General features: G+C 64.1%; 20 protein-coding genes. 7 read left to right on the top strand and 13 right to left on the bottom strand.

Features of this window, described 5'->3' with window-relative positions:
- Positions 1-4 precede the first annotated feature (4 nt).
- Positions 5-517 (bottom strand): cupin domain-containing protein, encoded by a 513-nt coding sequence (locus tag BRA471DRAFT_RS10540; RefSeq protein WP_007606929.1) that lies wholly within the window; start codon positions 515-517, stop codon positions 5-7.
- A gap of 127 nt (positions 518-644) precedes the next feature.
- On the opposite strand from BRA471DRAFT_RS10540, the gene BRA471DRAFT_RS10535 reads away from it, so the two are divergent.
- Positions 645-863 carry a CsbD family protein gene (locus tag BRA471DRAFT_RS10535; protein WP_007606928.1) on the top strand — a complete coding sequence of 73 codons (219 nt, stop codon included), beginning with the start codon at positions 645-647 and terminating at the stop codon, positions 861-863.
- Between the two features lie 68 nt (positions 864-931).
- Here BRA471DRAFT_RS10535 and BRA471DRAFT_RS10530 read toward each other — a convergent pair whose 3' ends face one another.
- From BRA471DRAFT_RS10530 to ggt, 5 genes are all read right to left on the bottom strand, one after another.
- Positions 932-1,396 (bottom strand): FKBP-type peptidyl-prolyl cis-trans isomerase, encoded by a 465-nt coding sequence (locus BRA471DRAFT_RS10530; protein WP_007606926.1) that lies wholly within the window; start codon positions 1,394-1,396, stop codon positions 932-934.
- A gap of 60 nt (positions 1,397-1,456) precedes the next feature.
- Complete coding sequence (locus tag BRA471DRAFT_RS10525; RefSeq protein WP_007606925.1) at positions 1,457-3,748, bottom strand: xanthine dehydrogenase family protein molybdopterin-binding subunit; 2,292 nt, start codon at positions 3,746-3,748, stop codon at positions 1,457-1,459.
- Between the two features lie 2 nt (positions 3,749-3,750).
- Positions 3,751-4,767, bottom strand: a complete 1,017-nt coding sequence (locus BRA471DRAFT_RS10520; protein WP_007606923.1) for a xanthine dehydrogenase family protein subunit M — start codon at positions 4,765-4,767, stop codon at positions 3,751-3,753.
- Between the two features lie 4 nt (positions 4,768-4,771).
- A complete protein-coding gene (locus tag BRA471DRAFT_RS10515) occupies positions 4,772-5,335 on the bottom strand; it encodes a (2Fe-2S)-binding protein (protein WP_231171091.1) in 564 nt (187 codons plus the stop codon).
- A gap of 218 nt (positions 5,336-5,553) precedes the next feature.
- Positions 5,554-7,140 carry a gamma-glutamyltransferase gene (gene ggt, locus BRA471DRAFT_RS10510; protein WP_007606921.1) on the bottom strand — a complete coding sequence of 529 codons (1,587 nt, stop codon included), beginning with the start codon at positions 7,138-7,140 and terminating at the stop codon, positions 5,554-5,556.
- Between the two features lie 185 nt (positions 7,141-7,325).
- Between ggt and BRA471DRAFT_RS10505 the strand changes: the two genes are divergently transcribed.
- Both BRA471DRAFT_RS10505 and BRA471DRAFT_RS10500 read left to right on the top strand, forming a co-directional pair.
- The gene (locus BRA471DRAFT_RS10505) at positions 7,326-8,108 is read left to right on the top strand and encodes a rhodanese-related sulfurtransferase (RefSeq protein WP_007606918.1); all 783 of its coding nucleotides are present in this window, start codon (positions 7,326-7,328) and stop codon (positions 8,106-8,108) included.
- The gene (locus BRA471DRAFT_RS10500; protein WP_007606917.1) at positions 8,098-8,316 is read left to right on the top strand and encodes a SlyX family protein; all 219 of its coding nucleotides are present in this window, start codon (positions 8,098-8,100) and stop codon (positions 8,314-8,316) included. The genes BRA471DRAFT_RS10505 and BRA471DRAFT_RS10500 overlap by 11 nt, the downstream gene beginning before the upstream one ends.
- A gap of 2 nt (positions 8,317-8,318) precedes the next feature.
- Here BRA471DRAFT_RS10500 and BRA471DRAFT_RS10495 read toward each other — a convergent pair whose 3' ends face one another.
- Entirely contained in the window at positions 8,319-10,223 is a 1,905-nt protein-coding gene (locus tag BRA471DRAFT_RS10495; RefSeq protein WP_007606910.1) for a diguanylate cyclase, read from the bottom strand.
- 171 nt (positions 10,224-10,394) lie between these two features.
- A complete protein-coding gene (locus BRA471DRAFT_RS10490; protein WP_007595236.1) occupies positions 10,395-10,610 on the bottom strand; it encodes a hypothetical protein in 216 nt (71 codons plus the stop codon).
- 109 nt (positions 10,611-10,719) lie between these two features.
- On the opposite strand from BRA471DRAFT_RS10490, the gene hemE reads away from it, so the two are divergent.
- On the top strand, positions 10,720-11,754 hold the full coding sequence (gene hemE / locus BRA471DRAFT_RS10485; protein WP_007606909.1) for a uroporphyrinogen decarboxylase: 1,035 nt from the start codon (positions 10,720-10,722) through the stop codon (positions 11,752-11,754).
- Positions 11,755-11,958: 204 nt separating this feature from the next.
- Here the strand turns inward: hemE and hemC are convergent, their stop codons facing one another.
- Genes hemC through BRA471DRAFT_RS10470 form a run of 3 tightly spaced genes read right to left on the bottom strand, consistent with a single transcriptional unit; the run spans position 11,959 to position 15,236 of the window.
- Positions 11,959-12,939: a hydroxymethylbilane synthase gene (gene hemC / locus BRA471DRAFT_RS10480; protein ID WP_007606908.1), complete on the bottom strand. Its 981-nt coding sequence runs from the start codon at positions 12,937-12,939 to the stop codon at positions 11,959-11,961.
- A 26-nt stretch (positions 12,940-12,965) separates the two neighbouring features.
- Positions 12,966-14,591 carry a GMC family oxidoreductase gene (locus tag BRA471DRAFT_RS10475; protein ID WP_007606907.1) on the bottom strand — a complete coding sequence of 542 codons (1,626 nt, stop codon included), beginning with the start codon at positions 14,589-14,591 and terminating at the stop codon, positions 12,966-12,968.
- Positions 14,592-14,645: 54 nt separating this feature from the next.
- A complete protein-coding gene (locus BRA471DRAFT_RS10470; RefSeq protein ID WP_007606906.1) occupies positions 14,646-15,236 on the bottom strand; it encodes a TetR/AcrR family transcriptional regulator in 591 nt (196 codons plus the stop codon).
- A gap of 100 nt (positions 15,237-15,336) precedes the next feature.
- Here BRA471DRAFT_RS10470 and BRA471DRAFT_RS10465 point away from each other — a divergent pair, with 100 nt between their 5' ends.
- On the top strand, positions 15,337-15,702 hold the full coding sequence (locus BRA471DRAFT_RS10465) for a nuclear transport factor 2 family protein (RefSeq protein WP_007606904.1): 366 nt from the start codon (positions 15,337-15,339) through the stop codon (positions 15,700-15,702).
- A 107-nt stretch (positions 15,703-15,809) separates the two neighbouring features.
- On the opposite strand, the gene BRA471DRAFT_RS10460 is transcribed toward BRA471DRAFT_RS10465, so the two are convergent.
- The gene (locus tag BRA471DRAFT_RS10460; RefSeq protein ID WP_007606901.1) at positions 15,810-16,829 is read right to left on the bottom strand and encodes a transporter; all 1,020 of its coding nucleotides are present in this window, start codon (positions 16,827-16,829) and stop codon (positions 15,810-15,812) included.
- A gap of 51 nt (positions 16,830-16,880) precedes the next feature.
- Entirely contained in the window at positions 16,881-18,311 is a 1,431-nt protein-coding gene (locus tag BRA471DRAFT_RS10455) for a DUF1254 domain-containing protein (protein WP_007606899.1), read from the bottom strand.
- A 394-nt stretch (positions 18,312-18,705) separates the two neighbouring features.
- Between BRA471DRAFT_RS10455 and BRA471DRAFT_RS10450 the strand changes: the two genes are divergently transcribed.
- Together BRA471DRAFT_RS10450 and BRA471DRAFT_RS10445 are read left to right on the top strand one after the other, a co-directional pair.
- Positions 18,706-19,077, top strand: coding sequence for a hypothetical protein (locus BRA471DRAFT_RS10450; RefSeq protein ID WP_007606898.1), 372 nt, complete (start codon positions 18,706-18,708; stop codon positions 19,075-19,077).
- A gap of 237 nt (positions 19,078-19,314) precedes the next feature.
- On the top strand, positions 19,315-21,276 hold the full coding sequence (locus tag BRA471DRAFT_RS10445; protein ID WP_035974857.1) for a bifunctional diguanylate cyclase/phosphodiesterase: 1,962 nt from the start codon (positions 19,315-19,317) through the stop codon (positions 21,274-21,276).
- Positions 21,277-21,297: the final 21 nt, after the last annotated feature.

Raw genomic sequence — 21,297 nt, 5'->3', positions numbered from 1 at the left:
AGCCCTACTTCTTCTCGTTCGGATCGCGGTGAATGGGATCGACCCACAGCACGGTCTCGGGCTTCTCGACCGGCTCGATGTCGAGGTTGATCGCGACCGCCTCGCCGTCGCTGCGCACCAGCACGCATTCCAGCACCTCGTCCGGGCTGGCGTTGATTTCCTGATGGGGCACGTAGGGCGGGACGAAAATGAAGTCGCCGGGGCCAGCCTCTGCGGTGAATTGGAGGCTCTCGCCCCAGCGCATCCGCGCCTTGCCCTTCACCACGTAGATGACGCTTTCGAGATGGCCGTGGTGATGCGCGCCGGTCTTGGCGTCGGGCTTGATGCTGACGGTGCCCGCCCACAATTTCTGCGCACCGACGCGCGCGAAATTGATCGCGGCCGCGCGGTCCATGCCCGCCGTCGACGGCACGTTGGTATCGAGCTGGTTGCCGGGAATGACGCGCACGCCGTCATGCTTCCAGCGATCGTCGTGATCGTGGTCATGGTGCGAATGCGAATGGTCATGGCCGGTCATGGGACTTGCTTTCTATTGGTTCCGTGTGCGGCAAACTAACCCAAAGCCGCGACATCGAGCCATAACAAAAACGGAACCCCCGTAACCGTCGGACGTTGTCCCAGCGAGCAAACCGCAGGAGAGTTTCATGGGTAGCACGACCGACAAGATCAAGGGCACCGCAAACGAGGCAATGGGCAAGGCCAAGCAGGGCGTCGGTGAAGCCACCGGATCCGAACGCCTGAAGGGTGAAGGTGCGGTCCAGGAAGTGAAGGGCAAGGGCCAGCAGGCCATGGGCGACGCCAAGGATGCCGCGAAGGACGCGGTCGATCGCGCCGCGGCCGCAGCCAAGCGCGCGACGGAATAAGACGAGATAACACCGTCGCACTGAAAGCGAAAAGACCGGCCGAGAGGCCGGTCTTTTTGTTTACGGGCTCACTTCACCCCGAGCAATTCCACGTCGAACATCAGCGTCGCGTTTGGCGGGATCACGCCGCCTGCGCCGCGGGCGCCATAGCCGAGCTGCGGCGGAATGATCAGCGTGCGCTTGCCGCCGACCTTCATGGAGGCAACACCCTCATCCCAGCCGGCGATGACGCGGCCCTTGCCGATCGGGAATTCGAACGGCTCGTTGCGGTCGACCGACGAGTCGAATTTCTTGCCCTTCTGGCCGTTCTCGTAGAGCCAGCCGGTGTAGTGCATCACGCAGATCTGGCCGGGCTTCGGCGAAGCGCCGGTGCCGGCGACGCTGTCGGTGATCTGCAAACCTGAAGCTGTGGTCATGGTCTTCCCTGCGGTCTGGGCCGAGGCCGTGGTGGAAACGAAATCGGACACGCCGGCGATCACGGTGATCGCGAGTGCCGACATGATGGCGAGGAGCACGCGCTGTAAACGCTGCATAAGAGACCTTCCGTTTGAGGCGCAAGGTGTCTAGCGCAACGCCGACGCCGTTGCCACCCCTCACACCTCGATATTTTCGAGCCGCACGGGCAGCTTGCGGATACGCTGGCCCGCGGCGTGATAGATCGCATTGCAGATGGCCGCATTGGTGCCGACATTGGCGAGCTCGCCGAGGCCCTTCACGCCTGCCGGGTTGATGTGATCGTCCTGCTCGGAAAGCAGCATCACCTCGACACCGGGCACGTCGGCATTCACGGGCACCAGATAATCGGCAAGATTGTCGTTGACGTAGCGCGCATTGCGCTCGTCGATCTCGGTGGCTTCCAGCAGCGCCGAGGACATGCCCCAGATCAGGCCGCCCATGAGCTGGCTGCGCGCCGTGCGCGGATTCATGATGCGGCCCGCCGCGAACGCTCCCACCAGCCGCGGCGCACGAATTTCATGGGTAAAGCGGTTGACGCGGACCTCGACGAACTCGGCACCGAAGGCATAGGCGATCTTGTCCTTCATCTGATGGCCCCCGACGAGCCGCGCGTGCCCGCTGTGCATCGCCGTGAACGAATCCAGCGGCGCCCCCTCGGGCTTCCACTCGCCGTATTCTTCGACGATGCCGACACCGAGTGCGTCGAAGGCCTTATCGAGATCGAGTGGACGATCGCTCTGCGCCGCCTGCGTGCTCGGCGCCTGGCTGATGCCGACAGTCTCCTTGGCCTTGTCGGCAAGGCTGTCGCTCGGCATCACGGCCTTGAACAGCCTTTGACGAATCCGGTCGCACACCATCATCACCGCCGAGCAGGTGCTGGCAGTCGAGTTCGAACCGCCGGCAACAGGCGCCGGCGGCAGATCGCTGTCACCCAGGAAGACCGCGACCTTCTCCAGGGGCACGCCGAGCCGCTCGGCCGCGGTCTGGGCGATGACGGTATAGGCACCGGTGCCGATCTCGTGACCGGCGATCTCGACCCGGGTACGGCCGTCGCGCTGGAGGCGGACGCGCGCGGCAGACGGCGCCATCTGCGTCGGATAGCAGGTGGCGGCACAGCCATAGCCGATCAGCCAGTCGCCGTCCGACATCGATTTCGGCTGCGGCGAACGCTGCGACCAGCCGAACGCCTTGGCGGCCTCGTCGAAGCACGCCATCAACGACCGTGACGTATAGGGCTTGCCGCCGATCGGCTCCACGTTGGTGTCGTTGATGCGGCGGAGCTCGACCGGGTCCATGTTCAGCTTCACCGCAAGCTCGTCCATCGCGCTCTCCAGCGCGAAGAGATACGGCACCTCCGGCGGCGAGCGCATGAAGCCCGGCGTGTTGCGGTCGGCACGCACGATCGACACCAGACTGGCGACGTTCGGGCAGGCATAGAGCCGTGTCGTCGTCTTGGTGCCGCCGACGCAGTAAGCATCCGGCCGCGACGAAACCTCCGCGCCGTCATGCCTCAAAGCCACCAGCTTGCCGTCCCGACCCGCACCAAGCCTGATCTCATGGCGCGTCTCGGCGCGGTAGGTCGCGATGGTGAAACCCTGGTCGCGGGTCGGCACCAGCTTGATCGGCCGGTTCAGGCGTTTGGCAATGCCGGCGATGATGGCGGTGCGGGGTGTCATCGAGCCGCGCGAACCAAAGCCGCCGCCGACATAGGGATTGACGACACGGACCTTGTCGGCGTCGATGCCGAGCTGCTCGGCGACGCCGTTCTTCAGGCCATAGACATACTGGCTGCCCTCGTAGATGACGAGCTCGTCGCCCATCCAGGCGCAGCTCGTCGTAAACAGTTCCATCGGATTGTGGTGCTGGGTCGGCGTTTCATAGGAGGCGGTGAGCTTGACCTCGGCCGCGTCGAACGCCTTGGCGAAATCGCCGACCTCCGGGTCTTCCTTGAACTGCGCGTTCTGTCCCTTTGCCGCTGCCGTGGTGATCCCCGGCGAGTCGAAGCTCGCACTCGGTGCCACGGCCGTGTAGCTGACCTTGACGCGATTGGCGGCCTCGCGCGCCGCCTCGTAACTCTCGGCGATGACGACGGCGATGATCTGGCCGTCATGGGCGATGTCGGCCGATTTCAGCGGCTGGATCGTGGTGCCGGCATAGCCGCCATTGCTGAACAGTTTCGATTCCTTCAGCTTGGGAGCGTTCTCGTGCGTGACGATGTCGATCACGCCACGGACCCGTCTGGCATCATCGAGATCGAAATTGTCGATGCGGCCCTTGGCGATGCCGCTGGTGACCAGGAATGCGTAGGCCGGATTGTCGAGCGGCATGTCTGACGCATATGTCGCCCGTCCGGTGACCTTTGCGGCCGCGTCATAGCGCGGCACCGGCTTGCCCATGTTCGCTTTCGGCTCGGGAGCTGCAGCGGTCATGATCAGATCTCCATCGTTACGGCCTGCTGGAGCGCGCGCGCCACCACGCGCTTGCCGAGCGCGATCTTGAAGCTGTTGTGCTGGCGGCCCCTGGCGTCGGCAAACGCGACGTCGGCCACGCGTTGCGCCAGACCATCGTCGAATGTCTGTCCCTTCAGCAGCGCTTCCGCCTCGCGCGCTCGCCACGGCACGGTGGCAACGCCGCCGAGCGCGACACGCGCGTCCCTGATCGTGCCATCCTGCACGTCGAGCGCGACCGCAGCCGACGACAGCGCGAACTCGTAGGACTGACGGTCGCGCGCCTTGAGATACACCGAGCGCGGCCAGCGGCCGTGAACGGAGAACGCAGAGATCAGCTCACCGGGCCGAAGCGTCGTCTCGATGTCAGGCGTCCTGCCGGGCGACTTGTGCAACTCTGCGAACGGCAGGTTGCGCGTGCCGGACCTGCCGTTGATCTCGATCATCGCATCGAGCGCGATCAATGCCTGGGCAAAATCGCCGGGATAGGTGGCGATGCACTGATCGGACGTACCTAGCACCGCATGCATACGATTGACGCCGTCCATGGCGGCACAGCCCGAGCCGGGATTGCGTTTGTTGCAATTCTCATAAGAGACGTCGCGGAAATAGCCGCAACGCGTTCGCTGCATCACGTTGCCGCCGAGCGTCGCCATGTTGCGCAGCTGGGCGCTGGCGGCGAGCTTCAGGGAATTCGCGATCACCGGATAATTGCGCTGGATCTCGGCATGGGCGGCCACGTCGGACATCTTGGCGAGCGCGCCGAGCCGCAAGCCGTCACTGCCGGGCTCGATCGCCGACCAGCTGCGCGCCAGCGGATTGATATCGACGATCGCGGCGGGCCGCATCACGTCCAGCTTCATCAGGTCGATCAGCGTGGTGCCGCCCGCGAGCGGCTGCGCCGTAGCCTTGGTCAGCGGATTGTTCGCAGCCGCGGCAGCGCTGAGCGCCTGCACGGCCATGTCAGGGTCTGTTGCCCTTTGATACGAAAACGATCGCATGCCCCTAGCCTTTCATGATCTCGGGCGCCGCCTGCTTCACGGCGGCGACGATGTTGGGATAGGCGGCGCAGCGGCAGATGTTGCCGCTCATGTATTCGCGGATATCGGCCTCGCTGCCCGCGTGTCCCTCCTTGACGCAGGCCACGGCGGACATGATCTGGCCCGGCGTACAATAGCCGCATTGAAACGCGTCGTTGTCGACGAAGGCCTGCTGCATCGGATGCAAATGATCGTCGGTGGCAAGGCCTTCGATCGTCGTGATTTCCTGCCCCTCGGCCGCGAGCGCGAGCGTCAGACACGACACCACGCGCCGGTCGTCGATCAGGACCGTGCAGGCACCACATTGGCCGTGGTCGCAGCCCTTTTTGCTGCCGGTGAGCTTGAGATGCTCCCGCAGCGCGTCGAGCACCGTCGTGCGCGCGTCGATGCGCAGGCGCTTGTCCTTGCCATTGACCCGCAGCGTGACATCGACAGGAAGTGCCGGATCCTGGGCGGTCGACACGCTCGCATCCTGCGCGGCCGCACGCGCGGTCATAGGGACCAGCGCACTGCCGGCGGCGCCCGCCATGAAGGCGCGCCGATCGAATCCGGATGGTCCGGAACCTGGCTTTTCGGACATGGAGGGCCTCCGCCGCTTCGAGCAAGCAGCGCACGCCGGCACCGCTCATCGGCCCTTAACCTGAAGCAATGAACTCCGTTCCGAACGACAAAGGGCGACGCAGCAAATGCCGCGCCGCCCTTCGTCAACTTTTCCTGATCTTGCGCGGGGAACCCCGCACGCGGCGATCAGTATCCCAGCGCGCAACCGTCCTTGCGCGGATCGGAACCGCCGGTGAGCGTGCCCTTGTCCCAGTCGATCCAGATCGCCTGCGCGCCGCCGAGCGGACCGACGACGCTGGCGGTCTTGTGACCGAGCTTCTTCAGGCCTTCGACGATATCGGCCGGCACGCTGTCCTCGAGCTGGTACTGGCCTTCGTAATGCAGGCCGCGCGGCATATCGATCGCCTCCTGCACGTCGCAGCCGTAATCGAGAATGTTGGTCACCACATGAGTCTGGCCAACCGGCTGATACTGTCCGCCCATCACCGCAAACGGCATCACGGAACGCCCGCCCTTGGTGAGCAGGCTCGGCATGATCGTGTGCAGCGGACGCTTGCCGCCGGCGATGCAATTGGGGTGGCCGGGCTGAATGCGGAAGCCACCGGCGCGGTTCTGGAGCAAAACGCCGGTCTTGTTCGAGACGATCGCCGAGCCGAAGGAATGCGCGACCGAGTTGATGAACGAGCAGACGTTGCGGTCCTTGTCCACGACGGTGATGTAGATGGTCGAGGGGTTCATCGGTGGCGCGACGTTCGGCAGGTCGAGCATGCCGTCCATGCGGATCTTGTCGATGTGCTCGTTGCAGTATTCCTTGGCGAGGATCCTGGCGACCTCGACCTGCATATGCTCGGGATCGGCGACATGCAGCTCGCGATGCATGTAGGCGATGCGCGCGGCCTCGGCTTCGAGGTGGAAACGCTCGACGCTGAGCGGCGCGTATTTCGTCAGGTCGAACCGCGACAGGATGTTCAACATCAGCAGCATGGTGAGGCCGGGTCCGTTCGGCGGGCACTGCCAGACGTCATAGCCCTTGTACATGGTGCCGATCGGCGTCGTCGTCTCGGTGGTATGCGCGGCGAAATCGTCGAGCGTGTGCAGGCCGCCGATTCCGCGCAGGGTCTCCACCATGTCTTCCGCGATCGGGCCCTTGTAGAAGGCGTCGCGGCCGTCCTTGGCGATCGCCCGCAGCGTCTTGCCGAGCTCGGCCTGGCGAATGACGTCGCCGGCCACCGGCGGCTTGCCGTCCGGCAGCAGATAGCGCTCCGTGTTGGTGCCGGCCTTCAGCTTCTCGAACTGGTTCTTCCAGTCGAAGGCGATGCGGGGGGCAACGACGTAGCCTTCCTCGGCGGCCTTGATCGCGGGCTGAAGCAGCCGGTCGAAGCCGAACTTGCCGTGATCGCGCAAAACGGTCGCAAAGGCGTCGATCACGCCGGGGATCGAGACCGCATGCGCGGAGGTCAGCGGCACGGAGTTGATCTTGCGTTCGAGATACCAGTCGGCGTTCGCCGCCTTCGGGGCGCGGCCGGAGCCGTTATAGGCGATGATCTTGCCCTCGCCGCGCGGCTGGATCAGCGCAAAGCAGTCGCCGCCGATGCCGGTCGATTGCGGCTCGATCACCCCGAGAATGGCCGAGCCCGCGACGGCCGCGTCCACCGCCGTGCCGCCCTCGCGCAGCACCTCGATCGCGGCGAGCGACGCCTGCGGATGCGAGGTCGCCACCATCGCGTTGGTGGCGTGGACCGTGGACCTGCCGGGGAAATGGAAGTTTCTCATCGAATTCTTGCTCTCATTGGCGTCTGGCGCGGATGGCGTGTCGTTTCGGAAAAAGCCGGGCCTACATGACACATTCCGGCCCGCCGGGGCAATGCTGGCATGCCAGGGAAATGGCTGCCATCCGTTGGGAATAGAGCTGCTCCTTGCGGGTTTTCCGGGCGGGCTGCGCCTGCTAAACGGGCGCCATGATTTACAAGGTCGCCGCCTTCTACCAATTCGCCGCCCTGCCCGATTACCGCGAGCTGCGCGAGCCGCTGCGCGCGTTCTGCGCCGGCCTGGCGCTGAAGGGCAGCGTGCTGCTCGCGCAGGAGGGCATCAACGGCACGGTCGCGGGCCCGGGCGAGGCGATCGACGCGCTCGCCCATGAGCTCGCGCACGGCGATATGTTCGGCGGTAGGTTGAACAATCTCGAACTGAAGTTCTCGACCGCCGAGACGATGCCATTCGGCCGGCTCAAGGTGCGGCTGAAGAAGGAGATCGTCACGCTCGGCGACGAAGCCGCCGATCCGACGCGGCAGGTCGGTATCTATGTCGATGCGGCCGAATGGAACGCGCTCATCGCGGCGCCCGACACGCTGGTGCTCGACACCAGGAACGCCTTCGAGGTGGCGATGGGAACGTTCGAGGGCGCGCTCGATCCAGGCATCAGGAGTTTTGGTCAGTTCAAGGATTTTGCGGCCGACCAGCTCGATTCCGCCAAACACCGCAAAATCGCGATGTTCTGTACCGGCGGCATCCGGTGCGAGAAGGCGAGCGCGCACCTGCTCGCGCGCGGCTTTGCCGAGGTCTATCACCTCAAGGGCGGCATTCTCAAATATCTGGAAGAGGTGCCCGAGGCTCAGAGTCGCTGGCGCGGCGAATGCTTCGTGTTCGACGAGCGCGTCGCGCTCGGCCATGGTTTGCAAGAATTTGGATTACGAGAACCTGGCTCGCGAGAACGGGACAAGGACGCGGCACGTGACGAATGAGATCAAGACGCTCGGCGAGCGCATCGACACGCTGGAGACCCGCCTCGCCTATCAGGACGACGCGATCGAGACGCTGAACCAGACCATCACCGCGCAGTGGAAGCAGATCGACGCGCTGACGCGGAGAATCGCAGAGCTCGGCGAGCGGCTGCAGGAGGCCGAGGCGAATGCGCCGGGAGCCGCCAATGAGCGCCCCCCGCATTATTGAGGCTACTGACCGGACGCCTTGAGCAGGAGGTTGCTCACCTCGCCCGACATCATCAGCCGGTTGCGCCCGGCCTCCTTGGCGGCATAGAGCGCCTGGTCGGCGGCCTCGATCAGCGAGACCACGCCGGCCGTGCGCTCCAGCGCCGGCCGGCACGCAGCACCGCCGAGCGAAGCGGTCACGCAGCCGGCCGCATGGTTGCTGGTGTGGACGAGGCCCGCATCGCGGATCGCCCGTCGGATCCGGTCGCCGATCAGGGCGCAGCCGGCAGCGTCGGTGTTCGGCAGCAGCATGGCGAACTCCTCACCGCCGTAACGCGCCGCCAGATCGCCGGAACGATGCATCTCGGCGGCGATGATCTGCGCCACCTGCCGGAGGCAGGCATCGCCCGCGGGATGGCCGTATTCGTCGTTGTACGACTTGAAGTGATCGACGTCGATCATCAGCAAAGAGAGGCTGGAGCGCTCGCGATAGGCACGCGCCCACTCCTCCTTCAATCGTTCATCGAAGCGGCGGCGATTGGCAAGCCCGGTGAGGCTGTCCTCGATCGCGAGCGTTTCGAGCCGGGTCTCGAGCTTCTTCTGCTCGGTGATGTCGCGCGAGATCGCGACCACGCCGTCGACGCTGCCATTCTCCTTGCGGGTCACCCGCATGGTCGATTCGAGCCAGACTTCGGCATTCTGCCGGTGCGCGTTGCGATAGGTGACGCGCACCTCCTCCTTCTCGCCGCGCTTCATGGCATCGACGAGAGCCTGGACCTGCGGCCGGTCGTCGGCGTGAACGCCGGCGAGCGCGAGGGTACCGATCAGCTGATTGGCGCGCCAGCCGACGACGCCAATCGACGACGGCGAGACATAGCGCAGCCGCTCGTCGAGCCCGATACGCGTCACCATGTCGCTGGAGCCTTCGGCAAGCAGTCGGAAATGCGCTTCCTTCTCGACCAGCGCGGCCGCCATACTCTGGCCCCGCTGCAACTGCCGCACCAGCACAGCACCGATGATCGCGAGCAGCATGACCAGCGCGAGCACGTAGAGCATGCGAGAGATCGCCGCAGCACGCCAAGGCGCCAGCAGTTCGTCCTTGTCGACGGTTGCAAGCAGGATCAGCGGATAACGGCCAGAGCGCTTGAAGAAGCTGACGCGTTCGGCGCCGTCGAGCGGCGACTTGAAATGATAGACGCCACCCGGCCGCTGCAGGGCGGCGTCGCGGAACAGCGGCGTATTGGCAACGCTGCGGCCGATGAATTTCTCATTGCTCGGGTAGCGCGCGATGATCAGGCCGTCGCCGTGTGTCAACGCCACCGAGCTGTTGCGGCCGATCTCGAACTGTTCGTAGAAATGCGAGAGATATCCCGAGCTGATGGTCGCGAGCACCACGCCGCCGAAGCTGCCGTCCGGCTTGTTGAAACGGCGCGACAGGGTGACGACCCACTCGCCGTCGAGCAGGCTCTTCACGGGCCGGCCGACATGGGGCTCCCGTTTCGGCGAGAGCTGGTGATAACGGAAGAACGCGTCGTCGTTGAGCGTCGAGCCGATCGTGCCGGGCGAGGTCAACCAGTTGCCGTGGTCGTCGATGATGGCGAGGTTGTGGATGCGCTCTATCGCCTTCTTGCGCGCCTCCAGCAGGGTTCGAAGCTTGGCGATCGTGGCCGGCTCGGTGCCGTCCATCTCCAGCCGGCTGACGACGCCGACGACGCCTGAATCCAGCAGATCGAGGCTGTCCTCGGCATGCTGCGTCAACGAGCGCGCAACATTCGCCATCTCTGCCTCGGCGCTCTTGAGCACCGCGTCGCGGGCCGCCCATTCCCGCCAGCCGCTGACGCCGAGGATGGCCACGCAGGTCAGCGCGACGAACGCAGCCGCCCGCAGCGGCAGGCGGCTCCATCCGGCTCTTTTGGTCACAGCACTCATGCGGCAGAATTCTCCGAAGATCGGAAACTCTGCTGCTTCTGTTAGTGAAACCTGAAAGGCCGGGAGAAATATGCAACGATGTCCCCGGTTTCCCGTAGTCGTACGGACGCCGGAATCAGCGCATCGCTAACAAGGCTTTAGCAAACCTATCGGAATCCGGCGCACCCGCGGTTAGCTGAAGATGGCCTTAACCTTGTCCCAGAGCGAGGGATTGTCGGCCTCCGCATCGGCCTTCGAGGGCGTTGGCTGGGCGGCGCTCACGGGATCGGAAGCGGGGAAGGTATCCTTCAGGCCAGCGTCGAGCTTGGCGTGGCGGTCGGCGGCGAGCGCTTCGTGCAGATCGTCGGCGTGCTTGTCATGCGGCGCGGGGTTGAATGTCTCAGCCATGGTCTCGTCCTCCGTTGGCTGGTCAACGCGGCCCAATTGCGCTTGGTTCCCCTGTTCCGCTCAGGGCCACGGCGGTGTATCAGGAGCCGTAACCATCTCAGGACCGTTCGTGCCCCAATCTGCGACAAAACCCTTCATCGACGTCCTCTCCGGCCAGCGGCAGGTCATTCCGCCGGTCTGGATGATGCGGCAGGCCGGCCGTTACCTGCCGGAATATCGCGAGGTGCGCGCCAAGGCCGGCGGCTTCCTCGATCTCTGCTTCAACCCCGAGCTTGCCGCCGAGGTGACGCTGCAACCGATCCGGAGGTTCGGCTTCGATGCGGCGATCATCTTCTCCGACATCCTGGTGATCCCCTATGCGCTCGGACGTTCCGTGCGCTTCGAGGTCGGCGAAGGTCCGCGGCTCGAGCCGCTGGATGATCCCGCCAAGGTCGCGACGCTGGCGAAGCACGCCGATTTCGGCAAGCTCGCACCGGTCTTCGAGGCCCTCAAGATCGTGCGCGGTGCGCTCGATCCCAAGATCGCGCTGATCGGCTTCTGCGGCGCTCCGTGGACGGTGGCGACCTACATGGTTGCCGGCCAGGGTACGCCCGACCAGGCGCCGGCGCGGATGATGGCCTACCGGCATCCGGAGGCGTTCGCAGAGATCATCGACGTGCTGGTCGAGAACTCGATTGAATATCTGCTGACCCAGCTTGCCGCCGGCGCCAACGCCTTGCAGATCTTCGACACCTGGGCCGGCGTGCTGCCGCCCGCCGAATTTGCGCGCTGGTCGGTCGAGCCGACGCGGCGCATCGTCGATGGCGTGCGCGCCAAGGTGCCGGACGCCAAGATCATCGGCTTTCCGCGCGGTGCCGGTGCGCAATTGCCCGGTTTCGTCGAGGCGACCGGTGTCAACGCGGTCAGCATCGACTGGACCGCGGAGCCGGCCTTCATCCGCGAGCGTGTGCAGAGCAAGGTTGCGGTTCAGGGCAATCTCGATCCGCTGGTGCTGATCACGGGCGGCGCCGCGCTCGACCGCGCGGTCGACAACACGCTAGCGAATTTCGCGCAAGGGCGGTTCATCTTCAATCTCGGCCACGGCATCCAGCCGGAAACGCCGATCGCCCATGTCGAGCAGATGCTGAAGCGGGTTCGGGGCTGATTTATTTTGTGCCTGGGAGCGCGGAAAAACAAAAAACGCGAAAACAACCCCATGCACAGTAGAGAGATCACGCCCGATCAATGACTTAGGGCGGACGGAAATCAGGCGCGCCGTCATCGCATCAGATCGCGCCAACATTTGACCCGTCGGGCAAAACAGGCGCATGATGTCATCATCGCACCCATGCCAAGCCACGCGGCCGACTTACCGCGGCCGGCTGCGCTCGATGATCTCGGCGGCGCCCTTGGCCAGCAGATCCAGTCCCACCGCACGGCCGAGTTCGCGGGGACGATTGGCGGGGCCCGAACGCAAGGCTTCGATGATGGTGTTGCCGGAGAGATCGAGCACGGACGCGGTGAGCGACATCTGATCGCCGGCGATGGTCGAAAAGCCCGCCACCGGCGAATTGCAATGGCCGTTCAGCACCCACAGCACCTCGCGCTCGGCATCGGCGCAGGCGTGCGCGGAGGGATCGTCGATCGATGCGAGGATGCGACGCGTCTGCCAGTCCTGTGCCGCGCATTCGACGGCGACGATGCCCTGCCCCGCTGCCGGGAGCATTTCCGCTGCGGTAAACTCGTAGGCGATGCGCTGTGACAGGCCGACGCGGTCGAGGCCGGACCGCGCCATGATGAGCGCATCCGCAGGCCCCACCGCGCCGCCATCCGGCAGGCGCTGCTTCTCGGCATTGTCGAGTTTTCGCACCCGCGTGTCGGCGGCGCCGCGGAAGTGGATGATCTCGACGTCGGGAAACAATCGCCGCGCATAGGCGGCGCGGCGGACGGCGTTGGTGCCGATCTTGAAACCCTTGCCACGTGATTGGCGCAGCGCCTCCAGCGTCACGCCGTCACGCAGCACCAGCGCATCGTTGGGAGGATCGCGCGAGAGCGTGGCGCCGATCACGAGGCCGGGCGTGTCTTCGTTGCCGGGCATGTCCTTGAGCGAATGCATCGCCGCCTGGAGTTCGCCCGACAGCACGGCGGCGCGGATCTGCGCCACGAAGGCACCGCCCTTGCCGCCATGGGGCAGCAGCTTGCTGGTCTGGTCGAGATCGCCCGTGGTGTCGAACTTGACGATCTCGACGTCGAGATCGGGCATGGCAGCGGTCAGGCGGCGCGCGATCTCTTCCGTCTGTGCCAGCGCCATCGCGCTCTTGCGCGTGCCGATCTTGAATCGCTTAGCCAAGCCCTGGTCCCTTTCCGTGCGCGGATTTACCGCGCATCCTCCAATATCATGTCGGAGGCCTTTTCGGCGATCATGATGATCGGCGCGTTGGTGTTCCCCGATACCAGATCGGGCATGATCGAGCCGTCGACGATTCGAAGGCCTTCCAGGCCCCTCACCTTCAGCCGCTGATCGACCACCGCGAGCGCATCATTGCCCATACGACAAGTCGAGGTCGGATGGTAGATGGTGCTGCCTCGCTCACGGCAATAATCCAACAGCTCGGCATCCGTGGCGACCTTCGCTCCGGGATCGTATTCGTCGACCACGAACGGCTTCAGCGCCGGTGCATGCAATATCTTGCGCAGGATCTTCAGACCTTCCACGTTGGTGGTGCGGTCGGTCTCGGTCGACATGTAGTTGATGCGGATCTCCGGCGGCACTGTCGGGTCGGCGCTTTTGATGCGCAAGGACCCGCGGCTTTCGGGACGCAGTTGGCATACCGACGCCGTGAAGCCGGAGAAATCATGCAGCTTCTCGCCCATCTTGTCGGTCGAGAACGGCAGGAAGTGGACCTGGATGTCCGGCGAGGCCAGCCGCGGACTGGTCTTGAAGAAGGCGCCCGCCGTGCCGGCCGCAATCGTCAGCCACCCCTTGCGGAACAGCGCATAGCGCGCGCCGGCCATCGTGCGGCGGAGCGGATGATTGACGGTGTCGTTCAGCGTGATCTTCTGCGAGCAGCGCATGACGATGCGGACCTGCATGTGGTCCTGGAGATCGTGCCCGACGCCCGGCGCGTCCAGCACGACATCGATGCCGTGCTTGCGCAGGAGGTCGCCGGGTCCGACCCCGGAGAGCTGGAGCAGTTGCGGCGAGTTGTAGGCGCCGCTCGACAGCACGACCTCCTTGCGCGCGCGGGCGCGGCGCAAATTGGCGCCCTGACGGTATTCAACACCGACCGCACGGCGGCCCTCGAACAGCACGCGCTGGCCGAGCGCACCAGTTTCGATCTTGAGATTGCCGCGGGCCTTGGCGGGGCCGAGATAGGCCACCGCCGTCGAGGCGCGGCGGCCGTTACGGGTCGTGGTCTGGAACAGGCCGACGCCTTCCTGGGTGGCGCCATTGAAATCAGGATTGTAGGGCAGACCGGTCTCGACCGCGGCATCGATGAATGCCTTCGACAGCGGGTCCGTCACGACCATGTTGGACACCGACAACGGGCCGCCGCTGCCGTGATATTGATCGGCGCCGCGCGACTGGTTCTCGGCCTTCTTGAAATAGGGCAGCACGTCGTCATAGCCCCAGCCGGCGTTGCCGCGCTGACGCCATCTGTCGTAATCCTCGTGCTGGCCGCGGACATAGAGGAGACCGTTGATCGAGCTCGATCCGCCCAGCGTCTTGCCGCGCGGCTGGAACACCTGCCGGCCCTTCAGCTCGGGCTCGGGCTCGGTCTGGTACATCCAGTTGACGGTCTTTTCCTTGAACAGCTTGCCGTAGCCGAGCGGCACGTGGATCCAGATGTTGGAATCCTTCGGGCCTGCCTCGAGCAGCAGCACGCTGTGCTTGCCGTTGGCAGATAGCCGGTTGGCGAGTACGCAGCCGGCGGAGCCGGCGCCGACAATGACGTAGTCGAATTCAGGGTCGGAGGGCGTCAGGGAGGAAGTTGCGTTCATGCGCTACTGTTCTTTTTGTTTGGTGTGGGCGTTTCCAATCATCACTTAGCACGATCATGCAGCGACGCGCAGCGCCTCGACCAGCGACCTGAATGCACGGGCGTATTCCGCGCCCGCCCTTGCGATATCGGCGCGTCCGGCGCAGGCGACCGCGGCCTCCGTCACCGCGCCCAGCAGCAGCCGGGCCAGCGGCTCGACCGGCTGCCGCGCGATCAGGCCGGCCTCCATCGCCGCCGCAATCGCGCGCGGCAGCTTGCCGCCGAAATGTTTGGCGTCGATCTCGCGCCAGCGCTCCCAGCCGAGCACGGCCGGGCCGTCGCGCAGGATGATCTGGCTGGTCGGGCCCTTGGCGGTCGCGGCGAAATAATGCTGGGTGCCTGCGACCATCGCGGCGAGCACGTCCTTCTCGGCACGGGCCGTGCTGTCGATCTCGGCGACGAGATCGCGCGAGACCTGGTCGAACACCGCTTCGAACACCGCCTCCTTGGTCTTGAAGTGATGATAGACCGCGCCCTTGGCGACGTGGGCGGCTTCGGCGATCTCGTCCATCGTCGTCGCGGCAAAGCCTTGCGTCCCGAACAGGCGGCGCGCCGCCGTCAGGATCGCCTCCGATGTCGCTGCGCGCCGCTCCGCCTGTTTGGCCATGGGTCTGCTGTAGTCGAAACGGACGAGGACAGCCAGTTGACTTTTCGACCGTCGGTCGGTATTTACCGACTATTAGTCGGTTTTACTCGTGAGGTGCGCCATGCCGAGCCGTGATGTCGTCGAAGCTTTTGCCAAACGATTGGAGGACGGGGATTTCGTCGGGGCGATCCTCGACTACTGCACGCCGAACGCTGCCACCTGTGAAAACCAGGCCGAACCCCTCGTCGGACGCGACAAGCTCGCGGCCAAGGAGCGCGGCGTGCTGGCAGCCTTCAAGGAGGTCAAGGCAGTGCGCATCGGGCCGAGCCTGATCGAAGGCGACCATGTCGCCACGCGCTGGACCTTCAGATTCACCAACGCCGAAGGCATCATCCGAACGTTGGATGAGATCGCATGGCAGACCTGGCGGGACGACAAGCTGATCGAAGAACGGTTCTATTACGATCCGAAGCAATTGGGACGCTGAGCCATCTACCGAGGTCTTGCGGCCGCACCAGCGTCGCCGTCACCTATCGACGCCTATTTCGTTGCGATTGGCCGCGTCGGCGTTATCGTGCTGGTGGGTGCCGTTGGTCAAATCGAAAACGTCAGCCAGGTATTCCAGCCCGCCGGCCGGTTCGCGGCAGCGAATTCACCGTATCCCTTCAGATTGAGGTACCCCTGCATGTCTCGAACAGGAAACAGAAAGCCGACCTGAGGGCCTACGCCGAGGACGCGTGACCGGAAGCCACCGAGGATCGGGTGTTGTCCGGCATCGTCGGTGATCTGCTGATAGGCATATCCCACCAGCCCGACAAAGACCTGCTTCGAGAGAAACTGGGAAGCGCCCCAATCGAAGTGAAAATCAATGCCGTTCTGATATTGGGTGTCGTTGTTCTTGAAATTGTAGGTAAGTCCCACGACGGCGGAAAATTCGTGCCCTGCTTGCGGATTGAAGTAGGTGTAACCGCCGCCGCCATCGATAGCGCCGCGGCCAATGCCGAGATTGGCAAGGCGGTTTGGATCGTAGGCGCCGACTGGAATGTCGCCCGTCACATAAGTCATGAAGTTGTGAACGCCTGTATTCCACTTCAGTGTCGCCTGGGGATAGAGGTCACCGATGGAAGTGATGGAGTCGCCGATGCTCCCCGAGCGGGTTGCCCCGAACGGTCCGATGCCCGCCATCAGCGTCCCATTGAGGCCGGCGCTCGATCGCCCGAACAGGCCCGTCACGCCGATGGCGAATTGTCCGCCCAGCAGCGGCGTCGCGAACGTGTAAGTCGGATTGAGCAGCAGGAGATCGGCCTGCGCATTGAGATGTAGATCCAGACTGACGTTCACTGTCCTTGGAATTCCGCCCAACCGAATTTCTCTGGCCGCAGCTGTGGCCCCGAACGCCGATATGGACGTGTGATAGTATACCTCCGCCATGGACCAGCCCGGCACCGCGGGGGCTGCCGCGAGGCTACTGAAGCGGCCGGGGAGCCAGTACGAAACACCACTTTCATCCGCGTATGCCGCATCGGACACGCAACCGAGTGGCGCCATAGCAGCGCCGAAACTCAAGAGGATGAGCCAGAGCTGACATGTCTGCCTGGACGTGGCGCGCATCATTTGTCTGCCCCAAATTGCTGGCGAACAATTCGACCTATTTGCGCTAGTGCCTCAGCTCACCTTCCTCGCCGGCGGAAGTTTCCAGGAGTCATCGATGATGGAGGGAGCCTTTTCGCTCGGCCAGTACAGCCGCATCATCAGAACGAAGTCGCCGGAGGGCGCCGGGAGCCAGTTGGACTCCTTGTCCTTGCCCGGGGATTCATTCTGAATGTAGAGATCGGTCGAGCCGTCCGGATTGGATTTCAGATTTTGTCGCGCGCTGATCGAATAGCGGTCGATCGGATTGGCCACGAAGAAATACTCGCCGTTGTACATCGTCACCGACCAGAAGCCGAGCGCCGGCGGAAGCTGGCCCTTGGCAAAGTGCATGACGTATTTATGCGCGCCGCTGTATTTCCGGTCTTCCGCGTCTTTCTGCGAAGTCGGATAGACGGCATCCTGCGGCCGGTTGGCGCCGAGTCCAATGGCGGTGACGAGCGCCCGCATCAGGTAGTCGGTACCGTAGATGCCGGTTTTGGTCGTGAAGGCCCAGCCATTCTCGTCCTTGACGTCCTTGTTGACCTTGAACTGGAGCATGATCCGATCAAAGCCGACCTCGGGCACGCGCTTGACGAAATCCGCCTTGAGCTTGCTCGCGTCGAAGTCCTGGCCCGGTACGATGCCAATCCGGGCGAATTTGGCGATTTGCGGTGCATCCGCGGTCGTAGGCGGATTGCTCTTCATCAGTTCGCAGAGCAGTGTGAAATAGGCCACCGCGCCCATGCGGTTGACCTGCTCGCGCACCGCCGTCTTCATGTCGAGCGATTGATCAACCGTGCCCGCCGGCGGCGTGTACGGTTTGCCGTAGGCGCTCAGCGGCGCCAGCTTGAATTCGTCCTGGAGTTTGTGGACCTCCGCGTAATCCTCCGGCGTTCCGGTGCAATAGATACGGCCAAGCAGCCAAACGATGCTTGTAGGCGATTTGTACTCCGTGGCGCCCGCCGGCAATTCGCCTTTCCAGCCAGGGCCTGTGATCGCGCAGGTTTGCGCGCCGGTGCCTGTGGTCCGCTTGCCCGGAACCTGGAACACCGTGGTCCAGCCGTCCAGCATCGGAAACAGCGCGTAACGGTCTTTCATGTCGGGGATGCTGAGCACCCACGGCTCCTTGCCCACATCGAAAAACGCAGTCGTGTAAAGCGTGTCCGCATTCGGCGCCGTCACGTCGCGGAAGGACGCGTCGGGATATTTGCGCAGCTTGATGATCTGGCCCATCGGCGCCCGCGTCCCGACCGGCGTCGCGACGTTGGTGATGATTCTCCGCGTCATCTCCATCGTCACCAAAGGGTAGCCGAAGATATAAGCGTCTGTGGCGAGTGCGAACTCCTCAAGTCCGTCGCCGATGCCGAAGAATTCACCATGCTCGGCACGAGTTGACGTGGCCGTGGAGGCGCCGGCGAGCAGGCTCATACCTCCAGTCGTTACATTGCGACGGGTGATGTCCATGGAAATAAACTCCGTTGGCGTAAACCCCAAAATCCCTTGATCTCGCAAAGTCGGTCAGTTCTCTTGATCTGTGTCAAGCGTGCGTGGGCCGGCGTAGGCGCGCCAGAGAACGTGCAACATTTGCCGCACTGCGACTTGGCTCACATTCTTGGAATTGAAGGTGCGGCCTGGCTGTTCGGAGTGCCGGGTGGTGTGAGGAAGAACCGGAGCGCAAGAATCTCTTCCGGTCCGCCGCGCGGTTGAAGGATACCAGCTTCCATATTGCGCCCGTGTCCGTGGCGCTCTCGTCGGAGAGACAAGCTCCTTCGTCCTCTTGATTCAGATCAATAGGACACAAGCTCGCCCGTCGTCTGATAAATCGACTTCAGTAAGATCTCGCCAGGGGGAGTTCTGCATGAAGATTCTATTTCTAGCCTTCGCGATGATGGGCGGCCAAACAGCGATTCCAGTCAGCGAACGCGTGCCCCAACTCAATGTCGAAGCGACCTGCAAGGCGACCGTAGCCACTGACAAGGCGATGGCGCTGGATCTGCCGCAGTCCTACGACGACTGTATGCGCGACGAAAATTCTGCCCTGCAACAGCTTCATTCCGTATGGCTCACGAATTCCGGCAGCCTTCGAGACCGATGCGAAGGCGAAGCAACGGCTGGCGGCAGTGACAGCTATGTTGACCTGCTTACCTGCCTTCAAATGGCCGATTGGGCGAAATCGACGCCGGACACTCCGAAATTGAGGGGAGCGAGCAAGAACAGAAACAAGCTGTGACGCCAAACAGGCGATTATCATCCGTTCATTCCGGTCCAGGAGCTTCACCCCAAGTCCGCGACCGCGGTAACGCCAGCGCCAGGCATTTGTATCGATTTGTTATCGATACGACGTCACGAACACGCAGAAGTGGTCACAGCAATCGTCACAAGCTCGGATCATTCATAGTTCGTCAAAGGTTTGCAGCGAATTCTCCGGACCGGGCCGGACAAGCGGCTCGTGCTGCTGGGCTCTGGAATGCGGACTCAAACGACCAGCTATTTCGCGCGGCTGTTCGCCGGCGATCTGTCGGCCTTTGGCGGTCCCGCAACCGACGAAGCCGTCACCGGCCATATCCGCGCCGAACAGATGTCGCTGGTGCTCGGCTATTCGGTCGGCATCATGCTCGCCAATGCCTGCAACGCCATCGTGCTGGCGATCGCGCTGTGGCAGTCGCCCGACCGGATGTTCGCGCTGATCTGGGCCCTCACAGTGGCCGGCGCCGCGATCGCGTTCGGTCTGCAATCCCACGCCGCGCGCCGCATCACCAAGCCGCAATTCGTCTCGCGCCGCGCCATGCACCGGCTGGTGCGCAATGCCGCTCTTCTCGGCGCCGCCTGGGGCATCGTCCCGGTCGCGTTCTTTGCAGGCGCCTCGACCGGCGGGCAGCTCGTCATCACCTGCCTCTGCTCGGGAATGCTGGCCGGCGGCGCGCTTGCATTCGCCACGATCCCGATCGCGGCCATCGCATTCACGGCGCCCATTTTCCTGGGGATCGCCATCTGCCTCGGCAGGAACGGCGACCTCGCCTTCCTGCTGATCGCCTTTCTCGTCGTGGTCTACGGAAGCGTGTTGTTGCGCGGCGTGTTCGTCAATTCATTCGCGTTCGCACGGCGCGTGATGCGGCAGATCGAGGCCGAGCGTTCGGTGCGGCAGGACCCGCTGACCCATCTGCCCAATCGCGTCGCCTTCAGCGAAACGCTCGATGGCGCCTTGAAACGGCTCAGCCTCTCCGGCGAGGAATTCGCGGTGCTTCTGCTCGATCTCGATCGTTTCAAGGAGGTCAACGACAAGTTCGGCCATCCCGCCGGCGACGAGTTTCTGGTCGAGATCGCGAGTCGCCTGCAACGCTGCACCCGCGCGGCCGAGCATGTCGCACGCATCGGCGGCGACGAGTTCGCGCTGGTGATGGCCAATCTGGTGCGGCCGGAGGATGCGCTCGAGATCGCCGAGCGCTTCGTCGCGGCCTTCGACGAACCGTTCCGGATCGAGGGCCGCCAGATCGTCGGCGCGACCAGCGTCGGCATCGTGCTGGCGCCGCGTGACGGCAATACGCCGCTCGATGTCATGAAGAACGCCGACGCCGCGCTCTACCGCGCCAAGAAGGCCGGGCCGGGCACGGTCTGCTTCTTCGAGGAAGCGGACGACCGCTCGTCCCGCGACCGCAAGGCGCTGCAATCCGATCTGGAAGGCGCCATCGCCAGGGACGAGCTGTTCCTGGTGTTCCAGCCATTCCTCGACCTCGGCGGCAACCGCATCACCGGCTTCGAGGCGCTGCTGCGCTGGCAGCATCCCCAGCGCGGGCTGGTGCCGCCGAGCGAGTTCATTCCCATCGCCGAGGAAACCGGCTTGATCCACGAGATCGGCGAATGGGTCGTCCGCCGCGCCTGCGCGATGGTTGCCGAGTGGCCCAAAGAGATCAGGGTCGCCGTGAATTTCTCGGCCGCGCAGTTTCACAACAACGGCCTCCTCCAGATCATCGTGCAGGCGCTTGCGGACGCAAAGGTCGCGCCGCACCGGCTCGAGATCGAGATCACGGAATCGATGCTGCTGTCGAAATACGGCTCGGCCGCGTCCGTCCTGAATGCGCTGCTGGAGCTCGGCGTCACCGTGGCACTCGACGATTTCGGCACCGGCTTCTCCTCGCTGACTTACCTGCGCAAGCTGCCGTTCAGCCGCATCAAGATCGACCAATCCTTCATCCGCGACATGCTGGTGCAGCCGGACTGCGCCGCGATCGTGAAATCGGTGATTGGGCTCGCGCGCGACCTGCGCATCGGCGTGGTTGCGGAAGGCGTCGAGACCGCCGACCAGCTCGAATATCTGCGCCAGATCGGTTGCGACGAAGTTCAGGGTTATCTCATCAGCCGGCCGGTGTCGGCGGATGGCGTCCTGGCCCTGCTCGAAACGAAGAAGTTGCGGGCGACATACGCGGCGTAGACCCTCTGCGGCGCATCCTTC

The organism is Bradyrhizobium sp. WSM471, assembly GCF_000244915.1.
Lineage (GTDB): Bacteria > Pseudomonadota > Alphaproteobacteria > Rhizobiales > Xanthobacteraceae > Bradyrhizobium.
The sequence above is the reverse complement of the archived record's forward strand: the minus strand, read 5'-3'. Positions and strand labels throughout refer to the sequence as shown.